At 50.4% G+C, this 18,560-nt stretch carries 16 protein-coding genes; 7 read left to right on the top strand and 9 right to left on the bottom strand.

Annotated elements, in window-relative coordinates; translation table 11 throughout:
* Positions 1-359: 359 nt before the first annotated feature.
* From L9G74_RS18055 to L9G74_RS18035, 5 genes are all read left to right on the top strand, one after another.
* On the top strand, positions 360-1,097 hold the full coding sequence (locus L9G74_RS18055) for a phosphatase PAP2 family protein (protein WP_238898170.1): 738 nt from the start codon (positions 360-362) through the stop codon (positions 1,095-1,097).
* A gap of 104 nt (positions 1,098-1,201) precedes the next feature.
* The gene (creD, locus tag L9G74_RS18050) at positions 1,202-2,623 is read left to right on the top strand and encodes a cell envelope integrity protein CreD (RefSeq protein WP_238898169.1); all 1,422 of its coding nucleotides are present in this window, start codon (positions 1,202-1,204) and stop codon (positions 2,621-2,623) included.
* Positions 2,624-2,724: 101 nt separating this feature from the next.
* Entirely contained in the window at positions 2,725-3,003 is a 279-nt protein-coding gene (locus L9G74_RS18045) for a hypothetical protein (protein ID WP_238898168.1), read from the top strand.
* A 107-nt stretch (positions 3,004-3,110) separates the two neighbouring features.
* On the top strand, positions 3,111-4,085 hold the full coding sequence (locus L9G74_RS18040; RefSeq protein WP_238898167.1) for an MBL fold metallo-hydrolase: 975 nt from the start codon (positions 3,111-3,113) through the stop codon (positions 4,083-4,085).
* A 147-nt stretch (positions 4,086-4,232) separates the two neighbouring features.
* A complete protein-coding gene (locus L9G74_RS18035; RefSeq protein WP_238898166.1) occupies positions 4,233-5,027 on the top strand; it encodes a hypothetical protein in 795 nt (264 codons plus the stop codon).
* A 46-nt stretch (positions 5,028-5,073) separates the two neighbouring features.
* Here L9G74_RS18035 and L9G74_RS18030 read toward each other — a convergent pair whose 3' ends face one another.
* The 3 genes from L9G74_RS18030 to L9G74_RS18020 form a co-directional block, all read right to left on the bottom strand.
* Entirely contained in the window at positions 5,074-5,586 is a 513-nt protein-coding gene (locus tag L9G74_RS18030; protein ID WP_238898165.1) for a hypothetical protein, read from the bottom strand.
* Between the two features lie 207 nt (positions 5,587-5,793).
* A complete protein-coding gene (locus tag L9G74_RS18025) occupies positions 5,794-7,200 on the bottom strand; it encodes a HipA domain-containing protein (protein WP_238898164.1) in 1,407 nt (468 codons plus the stop codon).
* A complete protein-coding gene (locus tag L9G74_RS18020; RefSeq protein ID WP_238898163.1) occupies positions 7,193-7,525 on the bottom strand; it encodes a helix-turn-helix domain-containing protein in 333 nt (110 codons plus the stop codon). Before L9G74_RS18020 ends, L9G74_RS18025 begins: the two co-directional genes overlap by 8 nt.
* A gap of 347 nt (positions 7,526-7,872) precedes the next feature.
* Between L9G74_RS18020 and L9G74_RS18015 the strand changes: the two genes are divergently transcribed.
* Complete coding sequence (locus L9G74_RS18015) at positions 7,873-8,718, top strand: TraB/GumN family protein (protein WP_238898162.1); 846 nt, start codon at positions 7,873-7,875, stop codon at positions 8,716-8,718.
* Positions 8,719-8,838: 120 nt separating this feature from the next.
* The gene (locus L9G74_RS18010; RefSeq protein ID WP_238898161.1) at positions 8,839-9,168 is read left to right on the top strand and encodes a hypothetical protein; all 330 of its coding nucleotides are present in this window, start codon (positions 8,839-8,841) and stop codon (positions 9,166-9,168) included.
* 622 nt (positions 9,169-9,790) lie between these two features.
* Here the strand turns inward: L9G74_RS18010 and L9G74_RS18005 are convergent.
* The 6 genes from L9G74_RS18005 to ilvC all read right to left on the bottom strand — a co-directional run bounded on the left by L9G74_RS18005 (position 9,791) and on the right by ilvC (position 18,432).
* The gene (locus L9G74_RS18005; RefSeq protein ID WP_238898160.1) at positions 9,791-10,921 is read right to left on the bottom strand and encodes a pyridoxal-phosphate-dependent aminotransferase family protein; all 1,131 of its coding nucleotides are present in this window, start codon (positions 10,919-10,921) and stop codon (positions 9,791-9,793) included.
* A gap of 226 nt (positions 10,922-11,147) precedes the next feature.
* Entirely contained in the window at positions 11,148-12,701 is a 1,554-nt protein-coding gene (gene ilvA / locus L9G74_RS18000) for a threonine ammonia-lyase, biosynthetic (protein ID WP_238898159.1), read from the bottom strand.
* A gap of 1 nt (position 12,702) precedes the next feature.
* On the bottom strand, positions 12,703-14,559 hold the full coding sequence (ilvD, locus tag L9G74_RS17995) for a dihydroxy-acid dehydratase (RefSeq protein WP_238898158.1): 1,857 nt from the start codon (positions 14,557-14,559) through the stop codon (positions 12,703-12,705).
* Positions 14,560-14,615: 56 nt separating this feature from the next.
* Positions 14,616-14,873 (bottom strand): acetolactate synthase 2 small subunit, encoded by a 258-nt coding sequence (gene ilvM / locus L9G74_RS17990; protein ID WP_238898157.1) that lies wholly within the window; start codon positions 14,871-14,873, stop codon positions 14,616-14,618.
* 2 nt (positions 14,874-14,875) lie between these two features.
* Positions 14,876-16,543 (bottom strand): acetolactate synthase 2 catalytic subunit, encoded by a 1,668-nt coding sequence (ilvG, locus tag L9G74_RS17985; RefSeq protein ID WP_238898156.1) that lies wholly within the window; start codon positions 16,541-16,543, stop codon positions 14,876-14,878.
* 407 nt (positions 16,544-16,950) lie between these two features.
* Positions 16,951-18,432, bottom strand: coding sequence for a ketol-acid reductoisomerase (gene ilvC, locus L9G74_RS17980; RefSeq protein ID WP_238898155.1), 1,482 nt, complete (start codon positions 18,430-18,432; stop codon positions 16,951-16,953).
* Between the last annotated feature and the right edge of the window lie 128 nt (positions 18,433-18,560).

Here is an 18,560-nt window from a genome sequence, read left to right as displayed (position 1 = left end):
ACCGGCATCACTACTGTCAATCGGCTGATTTGAGCTAAAAATGCGGCATAACGAATATCGGTTTAAAAAAATCATCGACCATCAGATAGACATCAGCTATCCATATGAAAATATACATTTTTATTAAGTTAATACACTGTTACTTTAATTAGTGATTGATAAAAAATTTCACCGATACATTTTTTCATCATATGTTGTAAAAACATATATAACTCAGTCACCTGCGAGATAAATCACACTTTTCTAGCCAACCACCGGTTTTGCAGTTATCGGTGACATTTGCCACCATAATCGCTCAGTGTTGCTGACGGTTTAACCACGCATCATTACCACGCTTAACAACAGCGCGAGGACAGTTTATGCATCGACAGCTTGCCGCTCACCAATGGTTACTCATCAGTTGGGGTATGTTGCTATTGCCACCACTGCTGCTATTTGGCGCTGACGTGTCGTTGTTTCCTTGGTTAGATCTCAGCAGCACGGCGGCCCAACTTAATTACGCCGTTACCATGACGGGCACTCGCCCTTGGGGGGCGCTCACCAGCGCGTTAGTAGTGCTACTACTGTGGCGCATGGTGCCCGCCGCGCAACGTTGGCCGATGCTGGCGGCCACGTTATTAGCTTTGGGGCTGAATCTGCTCGTCAGCCACGGTCTGAAAAATCTGTTCCAAGAATCGCGCCCCTACGTGGAGTATCTCGCCAGCCATGGCTTATTAGACTTGTCCCACTTTTATGCCAGCGATGCTGCTGGACGCAGTACGCTGTTGCATGGTTTAGCGCTGGAGCAACTGCCGATGCCGCTGGCCGATAGTGTATGGCAGCAATGGCGCTTTGAAACGGGCTACTCGTTTCCCTCAGGACATACGCTGTTTAGCTGCACTCTCGCCTTATGCGGTTGCTTTGTCCTGCTGCCACTACAGCGGTGGGGCTTGGCGTTATTGCTGCTTGGCTGGGCAATGTGGGTGAGCATCAGCCGCATCCTGCTCGGCATGCATTGGCCGGTGGATGTATTGGTGTCGGCGCTACTTTCAGGCGTTATCGTATGGTGCAGCCATGCGCTCATGCAGCGCCTGTGGGTTCGCAAACCGACGTTGTAAGCGTGTTGCCATATTTTTGCCACAATTGATCCTCAGATTGCCACAGCAGTCGCTCGCTAATCCTGCTCTAATCTAGCGGTTATTTTTACTAAAGGATTAGCGCTATGTTAAACGTAGCTTCGTCACTGACCTTGCTAGTGACGCTGGCGGTGGTTGCAGGTTGTATCTACCTGATTTACCACAGCACCAACAAGGACCGCTCACCACTCCAAGGTGCCGCCCTGTACCGCGCGCAACTCACCGTCCGCCTCTGCATTCTGGTTGGGCTAGGCTTAGTGTCACTGCTACCGCTGGGCTTAATCCAATCGGTCAGCGAAGAACGCGCCGCCCTGCATCAACAAGTGGTCAAAGAGATCGGCCAAAGTTGGGGCAGCCAACAAACTCTGGGTGGCCCGGCGTTGGTCATTCCCTACCAATATGAAAAGTTCACTGAAACTAACGTCGATGGCAAAGTCGAACGGCAACGACAAGTGTTTGATGATGAAGTGGTGATCCTGCCGCACAACCTGACGCTCGATGCCGACTTACAGCACCAGTTTCGTACCCGCGGCATCTACCAATCGCTGGTATATCAAGGCGATATCAGCGGCGAGGCCGAGTTTACTATCGACAAACCCGACATGGCTAACCTCGTCAAATGGGACATTGACCACGCGCGTATTGTGTTTGGTGTGTCAGATAACCAAGCCATTGAACAAGTCAGCCGTTTTAATCTGGCCGGTGAGCAACAACTGCCAACGCTCGATTCTGGCACCCAGTTGCCCAATATTTATGGCATGAACACCGGCTTTCAACGCCGTATTGCGCTGGCACCGAACCAGTATCAGTTCACCCTCTCTTTTGCGTTGACACTGCGAGGTTCAGAGGGGCTCAATATTCTGCCCTTGGGCGATGCTAGCCATATTCACATCAAGGCGGATTGGCCGCACCCGAGCTTTAAAGGTTATCTACCTGCTAGCCGCACCATTACCGATTCATCCTTTGATGCAACGTGGAATATCAGCCACCTCACCCGCAACTATCCGCAAGTGTTTAGCGCTAACGTTGCTCTCGGCGTCACCGAAGTGATTGCTAACGTCACCCTGTTCGAGCCGGTAACGCACTACGGCAAGATCGAACGGTCGCTGAAATACGGCATTCTGTTCATCCTGCTGACCTACATCATGCTGCTGATTTTCGAATTGGGGCAGAAGTCACGCCTATCGACGGTGCAATATCTGTTGGTCGGCTGCGCCATGTGTCTGTTCTACATGTTGCTGTTGTCGCTATCGGAGCATATGGCGTTTTTATCGGCCTACCTTGCCGCCGCTGCCGTACCGCTCATTTCGATTCCGCTGTACGTCGGCAGCGCCAGCCGCAGTAAACGCCAAGGCGGTGTCATGCTGCTGATGTTAGTCGCCCTCTATGCCGTGCTCTACTCCATTTTGCAGTTGGAAGACTACGCGCTGCTGATGGGCACCGGCTTGCTGGTCGTGATCTTGCTGATTTTGATGTACCTAACACGCCATCAAGCAGAACCAACGTAACGAGTTCACCTTGGAAATCCCACTTGGACATGGAAGTCCGTATTTTTTCCGATTAACCCGCCAACGGCATATTGCAGTTGGCTCAGCACGAGATAACCACCATGATCAGAATGCTTAGTAACGCCGTAGGCACCGTATTTGGCAATGCCAACTGTTGGTGTTTAGAACCGCCAGCGGATGCGGTATTACCCAGCAGCCAACGGCCGATCCAACTAGAGATTGTGGGCGAAGAGCGGCAAGGCTACTACTTAGTGATCAGCCCAAAAGGATTTTTCACCGCCGATGCTGCTTACGCTACGCTGCAACAAGCCAAAGCTGCCGCAAAAGGACTATTTGGCTTAGACGAACAGGATTGGCAGTTGGTCAGCAGCATACGTTGAGTAAGGCGTGATATTCCGTTTGTATATTACTGATAATGCATATAACTTTGCTTTTAGGCCGTGACGGCGCACAATAGCCGTCATTCGTGTTTACAAGGAGTTATGCCATGTCGACTATTTCACGCCAGTTAACTGCGGCGCTGTTTGCCACCACCTTACTGCAAGCGCCGCTGAGCTTTGCCCAAAATGAACCCCATCTGCTCACTCAAGCGGCCGGTGGCTACACCATGCAAATCGGCAAAGTTCGGGTAACGGCATTGAATGACGGCACCGTGCCGCAAGATGCTAAAAACTTGCTACGCAATATCAGCCAAGCACAGATTGATAAGCAGCTCGCGTATAACTTCCAAAGCAATCCGGTAGAAGGCTCAATCAACGCCTATCTGATCCAACTGCCACAACACACGGTGTTGGTTGATACTGGCGCCGGTCAAATGTTTGGTCCAGGCAAAGGCGGCAATGTGTTAGCCGATTTAGCCGCTCTAGGTATCAAACCGAGCGATATTACCGATGTGTTGATTACCCACTCACATGCTGACCACACCGGTGGTTTACTCAAAGATGGTAAGCCAGTGTTTACTAACGCCACCGTTCACGTGGGTAAACCCGATATCGACTTCTTCTTTGATGATGAGCAGATGAAGAACTCGCCTTATGGTCAAGGTTACTTTGATGGCGCCCGTACCACGCTGAAACCCTACCTAGATGCCAACAAAGTGAAAACCTTCAATGGCAGCGAACAAATCTTGCCCGGCATCACTGCAACTGTGCATCCTGGCCATACTCCCGGTGCGGCGTTTTATCGCTTAGAGAGCGAAGGGGAAAGCATCACCTTTATTGGCGACATCATCCATATCGCCGCAGTGCAGTTTGCTAACCCGAAAGTCACCATTATCTATGACCAAGATCAGTCCAAAGCTCAAGCCGTACGCAGTAATGCGTTTGCAGAATTTGCCAAACAAGGCGAACTGGTGGCAGGCCCGCACCTAGCGTTCCCCGGTATGGGTCACCTGCGTAGCAATGGCAGCGGTTATGAATGGGTGCCAGTCGACTACGTCAATCGCGCGGCCAACGCCAAATAACATATCCATGAACTAAGGGGCTCGCCATGGGCCCCTTGTTGTTGCCCGCGCTGCCACAGGCACTCCCGCTTACTGCGGTATTCAGTTACTATACTGAGCAATACAACAACAGCTAAGGACAGCCGACGCATCGCTAGGCGTACAACTATGGATCAGTTAGCCACACTTATTAGCGCCCTGCCAGCAGAGCAGCGGAGTTACCATTCATACACAGCAAAGTCTCGCACCTGTAGCTTTGGCATTCCCTCCAGCGCCACAGAATCCGGCCAACCGCTGCTCACGCTCCCGAGCGATTGTAGCGACTTTGAATTTGCCATGGGTGAGCAAGGACTCGCATTAGTCCGCGCCTATGCCGCATCTGCGTTTCCCGCGCAAACCGAAAATCTGTTGATTGGCGACAGCAGTTACAATCCACAAATGGGCCGACAAGATCTACGGCCGTTAATTGATGCCATCAAACACACGCCATTCCCCAAGCTCAAACAGCTATATTTGGGCGAATACCTGCTGTTTGTTAATGGCCCTGGCGCCACCTGCCCGCTCGGCGATGTAACACCGATATTGCAACATGCACCGCAACTCGCGGAGCTGTCGCTGGTCGGTAATTTTAGCCTCAGCCAAGCACTAAATTTTCCTGAATTAACCGAGCTAGATATCCAACTAGATGACTGCAACTCCAATATCAATGGTGGCCCGATCAGCAACGACACTTTAGCTGCGTTACTCAGCAGCCCAATGCCCAAACTGACCACCTTATGTTTGGATTTAGAGATAGATCCCGCGGTTGAATACAACTTGCCCACGTGCTTTTTTCAAGGGGATTTATTACCAGCCCTGAGTCGACTGGAAATTGCTGGACAATTTGCTGAAGGAGAAGTGGAACGGTTAGCCACCAGCCCGTTGTGCCGACGAGATGGGTTTAAGTTGTTTATTGATGACTAATGCGCCCCAGTAAACGCAAAGGACGTTATCGATTTATTCCCCGACGCTATTTGGTGGCGCGATCAAGTATATGTTGCTGCATATTGCCATGCACCATAACACGGTAAAAGATTGCGCCACACTTGGGCACCGCCAGTAGTCCGATAAACGCAGCAAGCCACATGAACGGATACATATGCAACATCATCGCCATAAAGCAGATAACCCATGACATCACCAACAGCAATACGGGGAAAGGGAAGAAAAAGCAGATAATTAGACCACTACCGCTAAACACGGCGATTTTGAATAGATCGCGACAGTCATCAAGCACGTTGTCCCACTGCGTTAACAACATGCTTAAAAATAGCAGTCCCAACAAAATACTGGCGCGATGACTCAGCCCATGCTCATATAACCAGCCTTTAAATTTCACACATTGCCTCATCAGCAACATGCCAGCAGGCAGCGCTAACACTCCAGCAATGACATCAAGCCACAGTCGTTGGTAAACCTCTCCCACGATGAACACAGCAATACCTGCCAGCAGCGAGATTAAACAAATCGATGCAAATTTCATATTCAATATAAGTCAGTTAGCGGCACCGGCTGACTGAGCATTACCACCCTCAGTGCCATGAGTTTGTTATCTGTTGCCTAACTGCATCTGGCATCCGCCAACGGCACTCAGGTAGTTAACAGACCATCGACGCACGGCAAAATTCCCCAAGTGAGCCAAAAACTACATCGGTCATGGGGTATTAGTTACATTCTCCCAGCTTCAACATCAAAGCAGTTTACCCACTTCTGGCACGCTATCGGCTTGCGTCAGCAAATGCTCACACTCAGCTCGGATGAGAGATACACAGAGCTGAATGTGCTCACGTTCAACGTCATCTATTCCTTGCGCTTCGGTGATTTCAATCGCTTTCTTCAGGGCATTGGTGATGGCACCAACGGTTTCTATCATTATGGAAGCCATTTTGGTGCCCGAATAACCCAGCAGGGCACCGAATTCCGCTAAATCATAGCTGGTGATCGGACGTTGAAAGTTACCTTTCGGCGGTTGTTGAAAATCTTCGCTGTCCCAATCACCAATCGACATTGCAAAATATTGCGGCATGCTGGCAGCCCGACCTTGATGAGCAGAAAACTTGCTGCTTTGTGAATTGCGTTTGGCGCCTTCTTCAGCAATGGCTTCTATGTTGACTAAGTCGTAAAAAGGGGTCAGTTCGAGGCCTTTCGCGGTGGCAAAGAAGCTAATGTTTTTACCATGGGCATCGTAGTTTAATATCGCTAAATTAAATAGCATCCATTGGCTAAGCTTCAAATGAGTGCTCACCGTATCTATGGTTTTGATATTGACTAGGCGTGGAAAAGACACGCCATCGCGCATATATACGCCATCACCTTCATCGCCATTTTGACGTTCATATTTGTAACCCGGAGGTAAATCCGTCGCCTGACAGCCATCAATCACATGCTTTCGTTGCACAACATCACGAGCTTCGATATAGGCACGGTCGAACCGCTCGATAATTAGTGTCCTTGTGTTGCCAATACGCGCTAGTTCAACATTCGCGACAGCCAAACCGGCTAGCTTAGCTAATGTCATGCAAAAGAACTCATTAACGGCAATACACGGCGCTTTACCGCTTTCAAATTTCAGAATGTAGGTCGAACTTAGTTTGCCTTCACCAAATCCCCATTCATCACCGCGTTTAAGCAAGTTCAACTTGTTTTGCACACCCGCAACCGAAAGACGAACCTTACCGTCCCAATAGACTAATGGCGCCAGATCTCGCTCTAGTCGCGCCACTAATTCCTGTTCAGCAACAGGCCTAAAACTGGTTGCCTGAGGTGCAGACTCAGGCACACGAAACGATAAGGCACCTGATGTTTCCGAACCAAGCTTATGAATCAACGCGAAGGTGTTGCTTTTGGATATGGTGGTGTTTTGTATCATCTCTTCAAAGGCTTCACCTTCTGGAAGAAGATTTCTGAGATAGTTCTCGATACTCCGTGGCGCCGCCTGACCATCGAATGGAATATGTGGCGAAATCGGAAACCCCACCTGTTTCCAACTATCTTCATAAATGAATGAGAACTCTGACTCGGCACCAACAGGCAGCATTAAACGACCAATTTTGGTATTAGTCCCGATAAAGACATCGAGCTGCTGCAACTTACTCATACCAACCGTCCTCTTGATTGCTCCGGCCGTGTTCATCTTGGGAAGATGTCTGATTTGAACGAGCGAACAGCGTTAAGTCGATAAGGCGTAACGACAGCCCCAAGATATCCATGAGAACCAGTACATTAGCAAAAGTGACGCTGGTGTCGCCTTTTTCAATTTTCATGACCGTCCTGCGAGATAAATTGGCTTTTGCCGCAAGATCATCAATACGCCAGGCTTTATCGGTACGCTTTGAACGAATGGCGTTACCCAGCGTTTCCATGCTGAACTCACTATTCAAATCAGGCATAGGTTGTGCCTTTACCATTTTGCCTTTTCTCATAAGTACCTTTTAATACACTTTTAATAGCAATATACGACTTTTTATTTATAAGTTCACTTTAGTACACTTTTAAAAATGGTTATACCTGAAGATCAATATAAGTGAAATTTAAGTTACTTACGGATAATTAGCCAATTTAAGATGACGTCATTGAAGTCAAGTAACTAGACAACAAACACCACCTCCAAATGTTATGGATAAACTCCATAACATTCCAAATAGTTCCAATCACTTACCACAATATTTTTCTTTTGAACAAAGACTCACAAAACCCTGAATAACCCATTTACCTGCCACCAAGCATCATCAACAATGATGCTTTATTACTCAATCATGGAAGAATCATAGTGACCAACACATGGAAATTACTCACCCCGCTGTTAGCTGGTGTTGCAGCAAGTACACCGCTGCTAAGTTTGGCCTGCGAACCCGTGCCGCAATTAGTAATGAATACAGTTCAAGCCAAAGACATCAGCTTAATTGGCGAATACCATGGCACTAAGGAAACGCCGCAGGCGTTTTATAATCTGGTGTGCAATGTGCTAGAAAAGGCACCGAATAAACCGCTGACCGTCGGCTTTGAACTCACAACAGTAGAAGGTATGGCGCTAACCGACCAAGCGTCGCTGGATAACTGGTTAGCTGCCGATGATGAATGGGTAGCGCCACACGATGGCCGTAGTAGTAAAGCCATGTATCAGTTATTGCAACGCATGGTACAAGCTAAACAAACCCACCCAAACTTATCCATTGTGCTATTCAACGTACCGACAGGTGACCGCGATACATTCATGGCGAATAACATCATTTCTGCGTATCACGGCCAAAAAATGTTACTGCTCGCGGGTAACTTTCATACGCAGCTCAAACAGACCGATAGTCCGGATTTTGCCAACGCTCCAGCACCGATGGGATCATATATTTTTAATCAGTATCCACAGCAAACCGCTAGCATCGTCATCTCTTACCATGGTGGTACTCAATGGGCTTGGGATTTTGAAGAAGGTAAAGGGGTTTACTCGGTAGGGAAAAGCCAATTAACTAAACCACATCAAGCTCGAATACTTAATGCGGCGGAAGCGGCACGAACCGGCTATGACATGGCGTGGAACATCGGCGAAGTTAATGCCTCCTACCCATACATTCACACGGCGGCAGATGACCATGCGCATATGCCGACGAAGGCTCAATAAGTCACGCCAACATCCACAATGGTAAATCCATTCACCGGAAGTGGATTTACCATTTACAACTACGGGGGATAGATGCCATTATCGATGTTCGAAAGGTAATCGAGGTAGCCATCAAGGACAATGACTGCAAACGAACTTGAGCAAGTACTACGTGTATTACACGCCAACTCACCCAAGGGCGTTGACCTTGAGCGACTCGCTAAGGCCAGCGATATTTCAGTCAAGCGGCTACAACAGTTCATCAAATCCCATCGTGAATACTTTGTCATTATGCCCGATAGCGACCGCTATCAAATCAACCGTTTCGGCCAACTTAAAGGCAACATTAGCGCCATAGTGCAGCACTACCAACAGCGGCATGTGAAATCGAAAAAAACCGGTAATTGGATCTGGTTAGCGGTGATTTTTACCACCAGCATGACCTTATTCACCGCGCTGCATAATCAGTAAAAACCGTTATCACCAATCCCACCTTTTGTGGTGATTGCCACCTCTGGCATGTACCCACACGCTTAGCGCACACTCAATATTCCCTGAAAAACAGTCACACATTTTTAGCCTGCGCATGGCAACACTGCACGGAGTGTTCTTGGCCGCTTATCGTGCCGCATCCAGTCCACTTTCACCCTCAGCGTCACCGCCATACGCCGTGGTAACATGCACTCAAAAAACGGTTTAACCAAAAATTCAAACAGGTAAGTAACACATATACACGATTACCTATAACTCTATATTTTACAAACATTTTAATATTATATTTATGGTTACTTAAAATTGGTTACACAGAAGATTTTAAAATCATAAAATCCGATATCAACGGATATAAATCACTCATCACTGCGGAGATTTATGGGGTGATAATCGCTTACAGCCACATCGTCCATGTTGAAGGATTTTGTGGCTAGGATTACCGCATTTGTTGACAGCCAGCGGCATCCGCTAGCGCATTTCAACTGATGAGAGGTAGGTGATATTCACCGTCGGGCAAATGAAAAATGAGCCATCCCGCGCAGAGGAGAAAACCCAACAAAAAAGCAGCTCAATGAGCTGCTTTTCAATGTTCGCCGTTAACTTAGCTGAGTACTTCTTCCAAGGCGCGCAAACATAAGGCCACGTTCTCGCGGCGGGCGCCGTAACCCATCAAGCCGATGCGCCAGGCTTTACCTGCAAGATCACCTAGGCCTGCGCCGATTTCGAGGTTGTATTCATTCAGTAAGCGATTGCGTACGGCGGCATCATCAACACCGTCAGGAATATACACTGCGTTCAACTGCGGTAAGCGCGAAGCTTCAGCCACCACAAACTTGATGCCGAGTTTTTCTAAGCCAGCTTTCAGCAGTTGGTGCATCTGTTGGTGACGCTGCCAAGCGTTTTCTAGGCCTTCATCGGCCAGTTTGCGCAGGGATTCGTGCAACGCGTACAAGGCGTTGACTGGCGCCGTGTGGTGGTAGCTGCGTTTGCCGTTACCACTCCAATAGCCCATCACCAAAGATTGATCGAGGAACCAGCTTTGTACTGGGGTTTTACGCGCTTTCAACTTGGCTACCGCTGCCTCGGAGAACGACACTGGCGATAATCCCGGCACGCAGGACAAACATTTTTGGCTACCAGAATAGATGGCATCAATGCCCCACTCGTCCACCAGCAGCTCAACGCCGCCAAGTGAAGTCACCGCATCAACAATGCTGAGGCAACCGTGCTCTTTTGCCAGCGCGCACAGGGTTTTGGCATCAGACACCGCGCCAGTAGAAGTTTCGGCATGCACAAAGGCGAGGAATTTAGCATCTGGATGCGCTTCCAGTGCTTGTTTCACATCATCAACGTTGACGGGCTCGCCCCACGGCGTATCAACAATCACTGCAGTGGCGCCAATACGCTCAACGTTCTGGCGCATCCGCTCACCAAACACGCCGTTCCGGCAGACAATCACTTTTTCGCCGGGCTCAACCAAGTTAACAAAACAGGTTTCCATCCCCGCGCTGCCGGGTGCAGACACCGCAATGGTCATCTGGTTTTGGGTTTGAAATGCATATTGGATCAGCGCTTTTAGTTCATCCATCATGCCAATAAATAGCGGGTCGAGGTGACCAACAGTTGGCCGCGATTGCGCCGCAAGCACTTCAGGGTAGATATCTGAAGGGCCGGGTCCCATCAAAATACGACGAGGGGGATTAAACGCTTGGGTTTGCGGTGCGGCAATCATACTGGGTCTCCTTGCTGCCTAGTTAATAGCAATGCGTCTGCGGCGCGAAACACGGTGCGTTATTCAGCGCAGGCACAGGCATTCGACCTTAACACAGTTAGCCGACTGACACCGCTCGGCTTTTGGCTAACACCTTGTAAATATCACCAAAGAAAAAGCCCCACACCGAAAGCAAGCGATAAGTGTGTGGGGCCAAAAGTAAGGAAGCAGAAAACTGCAGTAAAAATTAAGGTCGATGCGCCAAAAACAGTTGATACGCCGGGCTGTGCGTTTCATCTTGGTAGGCAAAACCTAACTCGTCCAAGAAGGTCGCAAACGCCGCATCATCAGCCGCTGGCACTTCAAAGCCCGCCAACACCTGACCAAAAGCCGCGCCGTGATTGCGATAGTGGAACAAACTGATGTTCCACTTGCTTTGCAGTGTTTGTAAAAACTGCAGCAAGGCGCCGGGATGCTCGGGGAACTCAAAACTAAACAGGCGTTCGTGCAGTGGCTCAGGCGGTAAACCGCCAACCATGTAGCGCACGTGCAATTTGGCAGTTTCATCGTCAGTGAGGTTTTGCACCGCAAAGCCATTGCTCACTAAGGAGCTAACCAACTCATCCAACTCAGGTTGCCCTTGGTTAACGCGAATACCGGCAAACACGACGGCGCGGTCACGCCCACTAAAGCGGTAGTTAAACTCGGTAATCGCCCGTTTGCCCAAGGTTTCGCAGAACTGCAAAAATGCCCCCGGACGTTCGGGAATGGTGACCGCCAATACCGCTTCTTTGTGCTCACCTAACTCGCAACGCTCAGACACATAACGCAAGCTATGAAAGTTCACGTTGGCACCACTGAGAATCGCCGCTACTTTGCGCTCTTCACCTTGGTGCTGCACCATGTACTTTTTCAGCCCCGCCAGTGATAGCGCGCCCGCAGGCTCAGCAATAGCGCGGGTGTCTTCAAAAATATCTTTGATGGCGGCGCAGATTTCATCGGACGTCACAGTGATGACTTCATCAACATATTCTTTCGCCAAACGGAACGGCTCGGCACCGATTCGTTTTACCGCCACGCCGTCGGCAAATAGGCCGACTTGATCGAGTGTGACCGCTTCACCCGCGGCCATCGCTGCTTGTAAACAGGCAGCGTCAACGGGTTCAACCCCAATAATGGTGACTTCCGGTTTCACCGCTTTGTAGTAAGCGGCGATACCGGCAATTAAGCCACCGCCGCCGACAGGGACAAACACCACATCGAGATCACGTTGCTGCTGCAACATCTCTTGGGCGATCGTGCCCTGCCCAGCGATCACCGCTTCATCGTCAAATGGCGCGATATAGACGCGACCTTCATCGCGCGCCAAAGACATAGCGTATTCGTTAGCTTGGTCGAATGCCTGACCATGCAGCACCACGTTGCCACCAAGGCGACGCACAGCATCCACTTTAATATCGGGCGTGGTACTCGGCATCACAATTACGGCGCTGATGCCACGGCTCGCCGCCGATAACGCTACACCTTGGGCGTGGTTACCGGCCGAGGCACACACCACACCGCAAGCGGCTTCTTCAGTGCTTAATTCAGCAATGCGGTTATAGGCACCACGAAGTTTGAAGGAGTGCACCGGCTGCATATCTTCCCGCTTGAGGAACACATCACAGCCGAGCCGCGCCGACAGTTTTTTGAGGTTAGACAGCGGCGTCACCTTAGCAACGTCATAGACGCTAGACAGCAAAATCCGCTGTAAATAATAGTTAGCCAGTGACAGTTGCGACTGGGACGCGAGCGCTAACATATTAATCCTCCAGCATAGTGCGATCGCGCACCGCGCCTTTGTCGGCGCTAGTTGCCATCAAAGCGTAAGCTTTCAGTGCCATCGACACTGGACGCTGACGCGCCACAGGTTTCCACGCTTGCGCGCCTTTAGCTTCCATCGCCGCGCGGCGGCTCGCCAGCTCTTCAGCGCTCACTTTGAGTGAGATCCCTCGGTTTGGAATATCGATTTCGATGATGTCGCCGGTTTCAATCAAACCAATTTCACCACCTGCGGCCGCTTCTGGTGATACGTGACCGATAGACAAACCAGAGGTGCCGCCAGAGAAACGGCCATCGGTGATCAGTGCACAAGCTTTACCTAAACCGCGTGATTTCAAATAGCTGGTTGGGTACAACATCTCTTGCATGCCTGGGCCGCCTTTCGGACCTTCGTAGCGGATGACCACCACGTCACCTTCAACCACTTCACCACCCAAAATGCCCGCGACGGAATCTTCTTGGCTTTCATACACACGGGCTTTACCGGTGAATTTTAAAATGGATTCATCCACGCCCGCGGTTTTAACGATACAACCATTGGCGGCGATGTTACCGAACAGCACCGCCAAACCACCTTCTTGGCTGAAAGCATGTTCGCGGCTGCGGATACAGCCACTTTCGCGGTTGTCATCCAGTGATTCCCAGCGGCAATCTTGGCTAAACGCTACTGTCGTTGGAATGCCCGCCGGGCCAGCGCGGAAGAACTGTTTTACCGCCTCATCTTTAGTAGCAACCACATCATATTTGGCTAACACCTCGGCCAGTGTGCCGCCGTTGGTAGCAACATGCGGCACATCGGTATGCAGCAAACCAGCACGAGCTAACTCGCCAAGAATGCCCATCACGCCACCGGCGCGGTGCACATCTTCCATATGGTACAGTGGCGTCGATGGCGCCACTTTACACAGGTGCGGCACTTTACGGCTTAAGCGATCGATATCGGCCATGGTGAAGTTAACTTCCGCTTCCTGCGCCGCCGCCAGCAAGTGCAACACAGTATTAGAGGAACCGCCCATGGCAATATCCAACGTCATAGCGTTTTCAAACGCTTTGAAAGAAGCAACGTTGCGCGGCAATACGCTAGCGTCATCATCGTGATAATAACGCTTAGCCAGTGCCATCACGCGGCGCCCTGCTTCTAAGAACAGTTCGCGACGGTCGGCGTGAGTCGCCAGCATCGAGCCGTTACCCGGCAGTGACAGCCCCAAGGCTTCGGTCAAACAGTTCATTGAGTTAGCGGTGAACATGCCGGAGCACGAACCACAAGTAGGACAAGCGCTACGTTCAATTTTTTCACTGTCTTCGTCCGATACGCGGTGATCGGCGGCGGCCACCATGGCATCGACCAAATCCAGCTTGATGATTTTATCGGACAGCTTGGTTTTACCGGCTTCCATCGGCCCGCCGGAGACAAACACCACCGGAATATTCAACCGCAGGGCGGCCATCAGCATCCCCGGCGTAATTTTGTCGCAGTTGGAGATACACACCAACGCATCGGCGCAATGGGCGTTGACCATGTATTCCACGCTATCGGCGATCAGCTCACGTGATGGCAGCGAGTACAGCATGCCGCCGTGGCCCATGGCGATACCGTCATCCACCGCGATGGTGTTGAATTCTTTAGCAATGCCGCCCGCTTCTTCGATGGCTGACGCCACGAGTGAGCCCATGTCTTTCAGGTGCACGTGACCCGGAACAAACTGAGTAAATGAGTTAGCGATGGCGATGATCGGCTTACCAAAATCATTGTCTTTAACTCCGGTGGCACGCCACAGGGCGCGGGCTCCGGCCATATTGCGGCCTTCGGTACTGGTGGCAGAACGTAATTTCGGCATTGCTAACTTCCTTTCTTTTTTAATACGTTATCGTGATGGCGGCGCAATGTTGCGGCTTAGGCACTCACGGTTTGTGACATGGCGGACGGCGTGGTAACCACGCATTGCGTCACATCTAATAGTTTGTCCAGTTGGCGGCTGAGTAGCTCGACCGCTCTATCGCTGTCGACCGCCATATGCAATTGCAGGAATTTGTCGTCTTGCTCGGTCATATTCATGGTGCAGATGCGGAAACCACGATGACGTACGACGCGCAGCACGCGTTCCAAAACTTCAGGACGTTGTTCTAAGGTCAGGGCCAGATGATGGATCATGGTTACGCCTCCAAATCTTCAATCATGTCACTATTGGCGGCGCCCGGTGGCACCAGCGGCCAAACGTTAAACGTTTCATCAATGCGCACATGCAGCAGATACGCCCCCGGTGCGTTAAGCATTTCATCCAACGCGCCTTCTACTTCAGCACTTTGAGTGATGGTACGTCCCGGAATATCAAACGCCGACGCTAAGGTAACAAAGTCAGGATTATCTGACAGGTTGGTTTCACTATAGCGCTCTTCAAAGAATAGCTGCTGCCATTGCTTAACCATGCCCAAACGTTGGTTATCGATCAGCAGAATTTTTACTGGCAATTTACGGCGCTTAATCGTGGTCAGCTCCTGCACGTTCATCATGAATGAGCCATCACCGGAAACCGCCACCACTTTAGCGTCAGGACGAGAAATCTGCGCGCCAATCGCTGCTGGCAGACCAAAACCCATGGTGCCAAAACCGGCGCTGGAGAGATGATCTTCCGGCTTACGAAACCACATATGCTGCGCCACCCACATCTGGTGCTGGCCCACATCACAGCTCACTACGCTATCTTGCGGCAGTTTATGCGCCAGTTGATTGAGCATTCTTGGGGCGTAGATCAACTCACCCGGACGGTCGTAATTCCACGCATATTGCTCAGCTAATTGCGCCACATGTTGCTGCCAGGGGGCGATATTTAACGCTTCCCCCAGTTGTGGCAACAGTTGTTGCAGTTCACCAGTTAAGGCAACTTGCGGCTGACGCAGTTTGCCTTGCTCGGCGGCATCAATATCCAGATGCACCACTTTGGCATGCGGCGCGAAGGTATTGAGTTTGCCAGTGACGCGGTCATCAAAGCGAGCGCCAACTACCACCAGCAGATCGCATTCTTGCACCGCGTGGTTAGCGGCTTGGTTACCGTGCATACCAAGCATGCCTAAGTAGCCAGCGGTACTGGGTTCAACAGCGCCCAAGGCTTTCAAGGTACATACGGATGGCATGCCAGTGCGGGCGATAAAATCACGCAGCTCCGTTACCGCGCCCGCCATACCAACGCCACCGCCTGCGTACAGCATGGGTTGCTTGGCTTGACGGATTAACTCGTTAGCGGCGGCAATAGCGGCACTATCGACGGCGGCTTCAGTGGCTACTGCTTGCAGCGGGGTTTTGTATTCCAACTGGCCGACTTGAATATCTTTCGGAATATCGACCAATACCGGACCAGGGCGGCCCGAAGCGGCAATTTCAAAGGCGCGATATAAGGTAGGGATCAGTTCTTCGCGGCTGGTGACCATGAAACTGTGTTTGGTACAAGACAAGCTCATGCCCAACACATCCATCTCTTGAAAGGCGTCGGTGCCGATCACTTTGGTCGACACTTGTCCGGTAATCGCCACCACGGGCACCGAATCCATCATGGCATCGGCCAAGCCGGTGACCAAGTTGGTCGCGCCGGGGCCAGAGGTAGCAAAACACACCCCCACTTTGCCGCTGGCGCGCGCATAACCGACGGCCGCAAATGCCGCGCCTTGCTCATGACGACAGAGCAGATGCTGCACCGAACTGCCATAGATTGCATCGTAAATCGGCATGATGGCACCGCCCGGATAACCAAATACCGTATCAACTCCATGGGCTGCCAGAACCTCAATAACTGCCTGACTACCGCTGATTGTCTGCCCTTGTTCCATTATTTACGTTCTCGTTTTGCCGTTTCACTCGCCCCAGAAAAGAAAAACCCCCGGTCCTTTCGGAGCGGGGGTTTCGATGATTCTCAGGACCTTCAGGTCATCTTTCGCGCCATGAGCCACCCCCGCTGTGACCCAATAATCACTGCGATAATAATCACGAGGAGGAGGTTGAGGCTGTTGTTCATTGCTAGAAGACCGATTCCTGTTAATTAATCTGCTTAGTTGGTTTACGTTAAATCTTGTCGCTCTCGCTAGTGGAAAGCGGAACAGTAAATAAGCAATATCACAAAGGCTTTTATGAACACAATAAAAAATTTGCGTAATCGTTAAATTTTTTATTGTTTTGGCTCCCCGTTAGCCATAAATATTCAACGGGTGCCGTGTACGGCAACCCGTTGACTTAAACGTTAAGCATCTAAACTAATACGTTTCATATCAGTCATATAGCCACGCAGCTCTTCGCCGATATATTCCACATCGGTATGGCGGATGGCGCTATTCACTTCAATCAAACGTTGGTTGTCGACTTCGTTAGATGTCTCTTTCAAACCGGCGCCCAAGTACTCTGGAGACAGGGCGTTAACATAGTCTCGCAACATTGGAATGGCCGCATGGTTGAACAGATAACAACCGTATTCCGCCGTATCGGAGATCACCACGTTCATTTCGTACAGACGCTTACGGGCAATGGTGTTAGCGATCAGTGGTGTTTCGTGCAGTGACTCGTAGTAAGCCGATTCTTCGATGATGCCGGAAGCCACCATGGTATCGAACGCCAATTCCACACCCGCTTTGATCATCGCTACCAAGAAGATGGCTTTATCGAAGTATTCTTGCTCATCGATATGCTCATCGCTCTCCGGTGCTTTTTCAAAGCCAGCATTGTTGGTGTCTTCACGCCAGCCCAACAGGTTTTTATCATCGTTAGCCCAGTCTTCCATCATTACGCGTGAGAACTCACCGCTGATGATGTCGTCCATATGTTTTTCAAACAAAGGCTGCAGAATCTCTTTCAGTTCTTCAGCGATTTCAAATGCTTTGATTTTGGCTGGGTTGCTCAGGCGATCCATCATGTTAGTGATACCGCCGTGTTTCAGCGCTTCGGTGATGGTTTCGTAGCCTTGTTGGATCAGTTTAGCGGCATAACCCGGTTCCACACCGTCAGCCACCATTTTGTCGTAACCTAAAATCGCCCCAGTTTGCAGCATGCCACACAGGATGGTTTGTTCACCCATCAAGTCGGATTTCACTTCGGCAATAAAGGATGATTGCAGTACGCCAGCACGGTCACCACCAGTAGCGCTAGCGTAGGCTTTGGCGATTTCCCAGCCATCGCCGTTAGGGTCGTTTTCTGGGTGAACGGCGATCAACGTTGGTACGCCGAAACCGCGTTTGTATTCTTCACGGACTTCGGTACCTGGGCACTTAGGTGCCACCATGACAACCGTGATATCTGGGCGAACTTGCATGCCCTCTTCCACAATGTTGAAGCCGTGCGAGTAAGACAGCACTGCGCCTTGTTTCATCAGCGGCATCACTGCGCCAACCACTTTGCTGTGCTGTTTGTCTGGCGTCAGGTTCAGTACCATATCCGCCGCAGGGATCAGCTCTTCAAACGTGCCGACTTTGAAGCCGTTTTCAGAGGCGCGTTTGAAAGAAGCACGCTTTTCCGCAATGGCTTCTGGACGCAGCGCGTAGGCGATATTCAAACCTGAATCGCGCATGTTCAAACCTTGGTTAAGACCTTGAGCACCACAACCGAGAATGACGATGTTCCAATCTTTGATATATTCACAGCCGTTAACAAACTCGCTGCGATCCATAAAACGACATTGTCCCAATTGCGCCAATTTTTCGCGCAAACTCAGTGTATTGAAGTAATTAGCCATGTGCTCACCTGTGTTGCAAATTCTGTGGCCGTATCCCCCAAGGACACGGCGATAACTCAATATAGCCTATGATAGTGATTGCTAAAATTGATATATTCGGCATACTGCGTTGCAGATTATGCAACGTA

Source organism: Shewanella electrica (assembly GCF_022321485.1).
GTDB classification, from domain to species: Bacteria; Pseudomonadota; Gammaproteobacteria; order Enterobacterales; family Shewanellaceae; genus Shewanella; species Shewanella electrica.
Note: the sequence above shows the minus strand (reverse complement) of the source record. Positions and strands in the feature narration are given on the sequence as shown.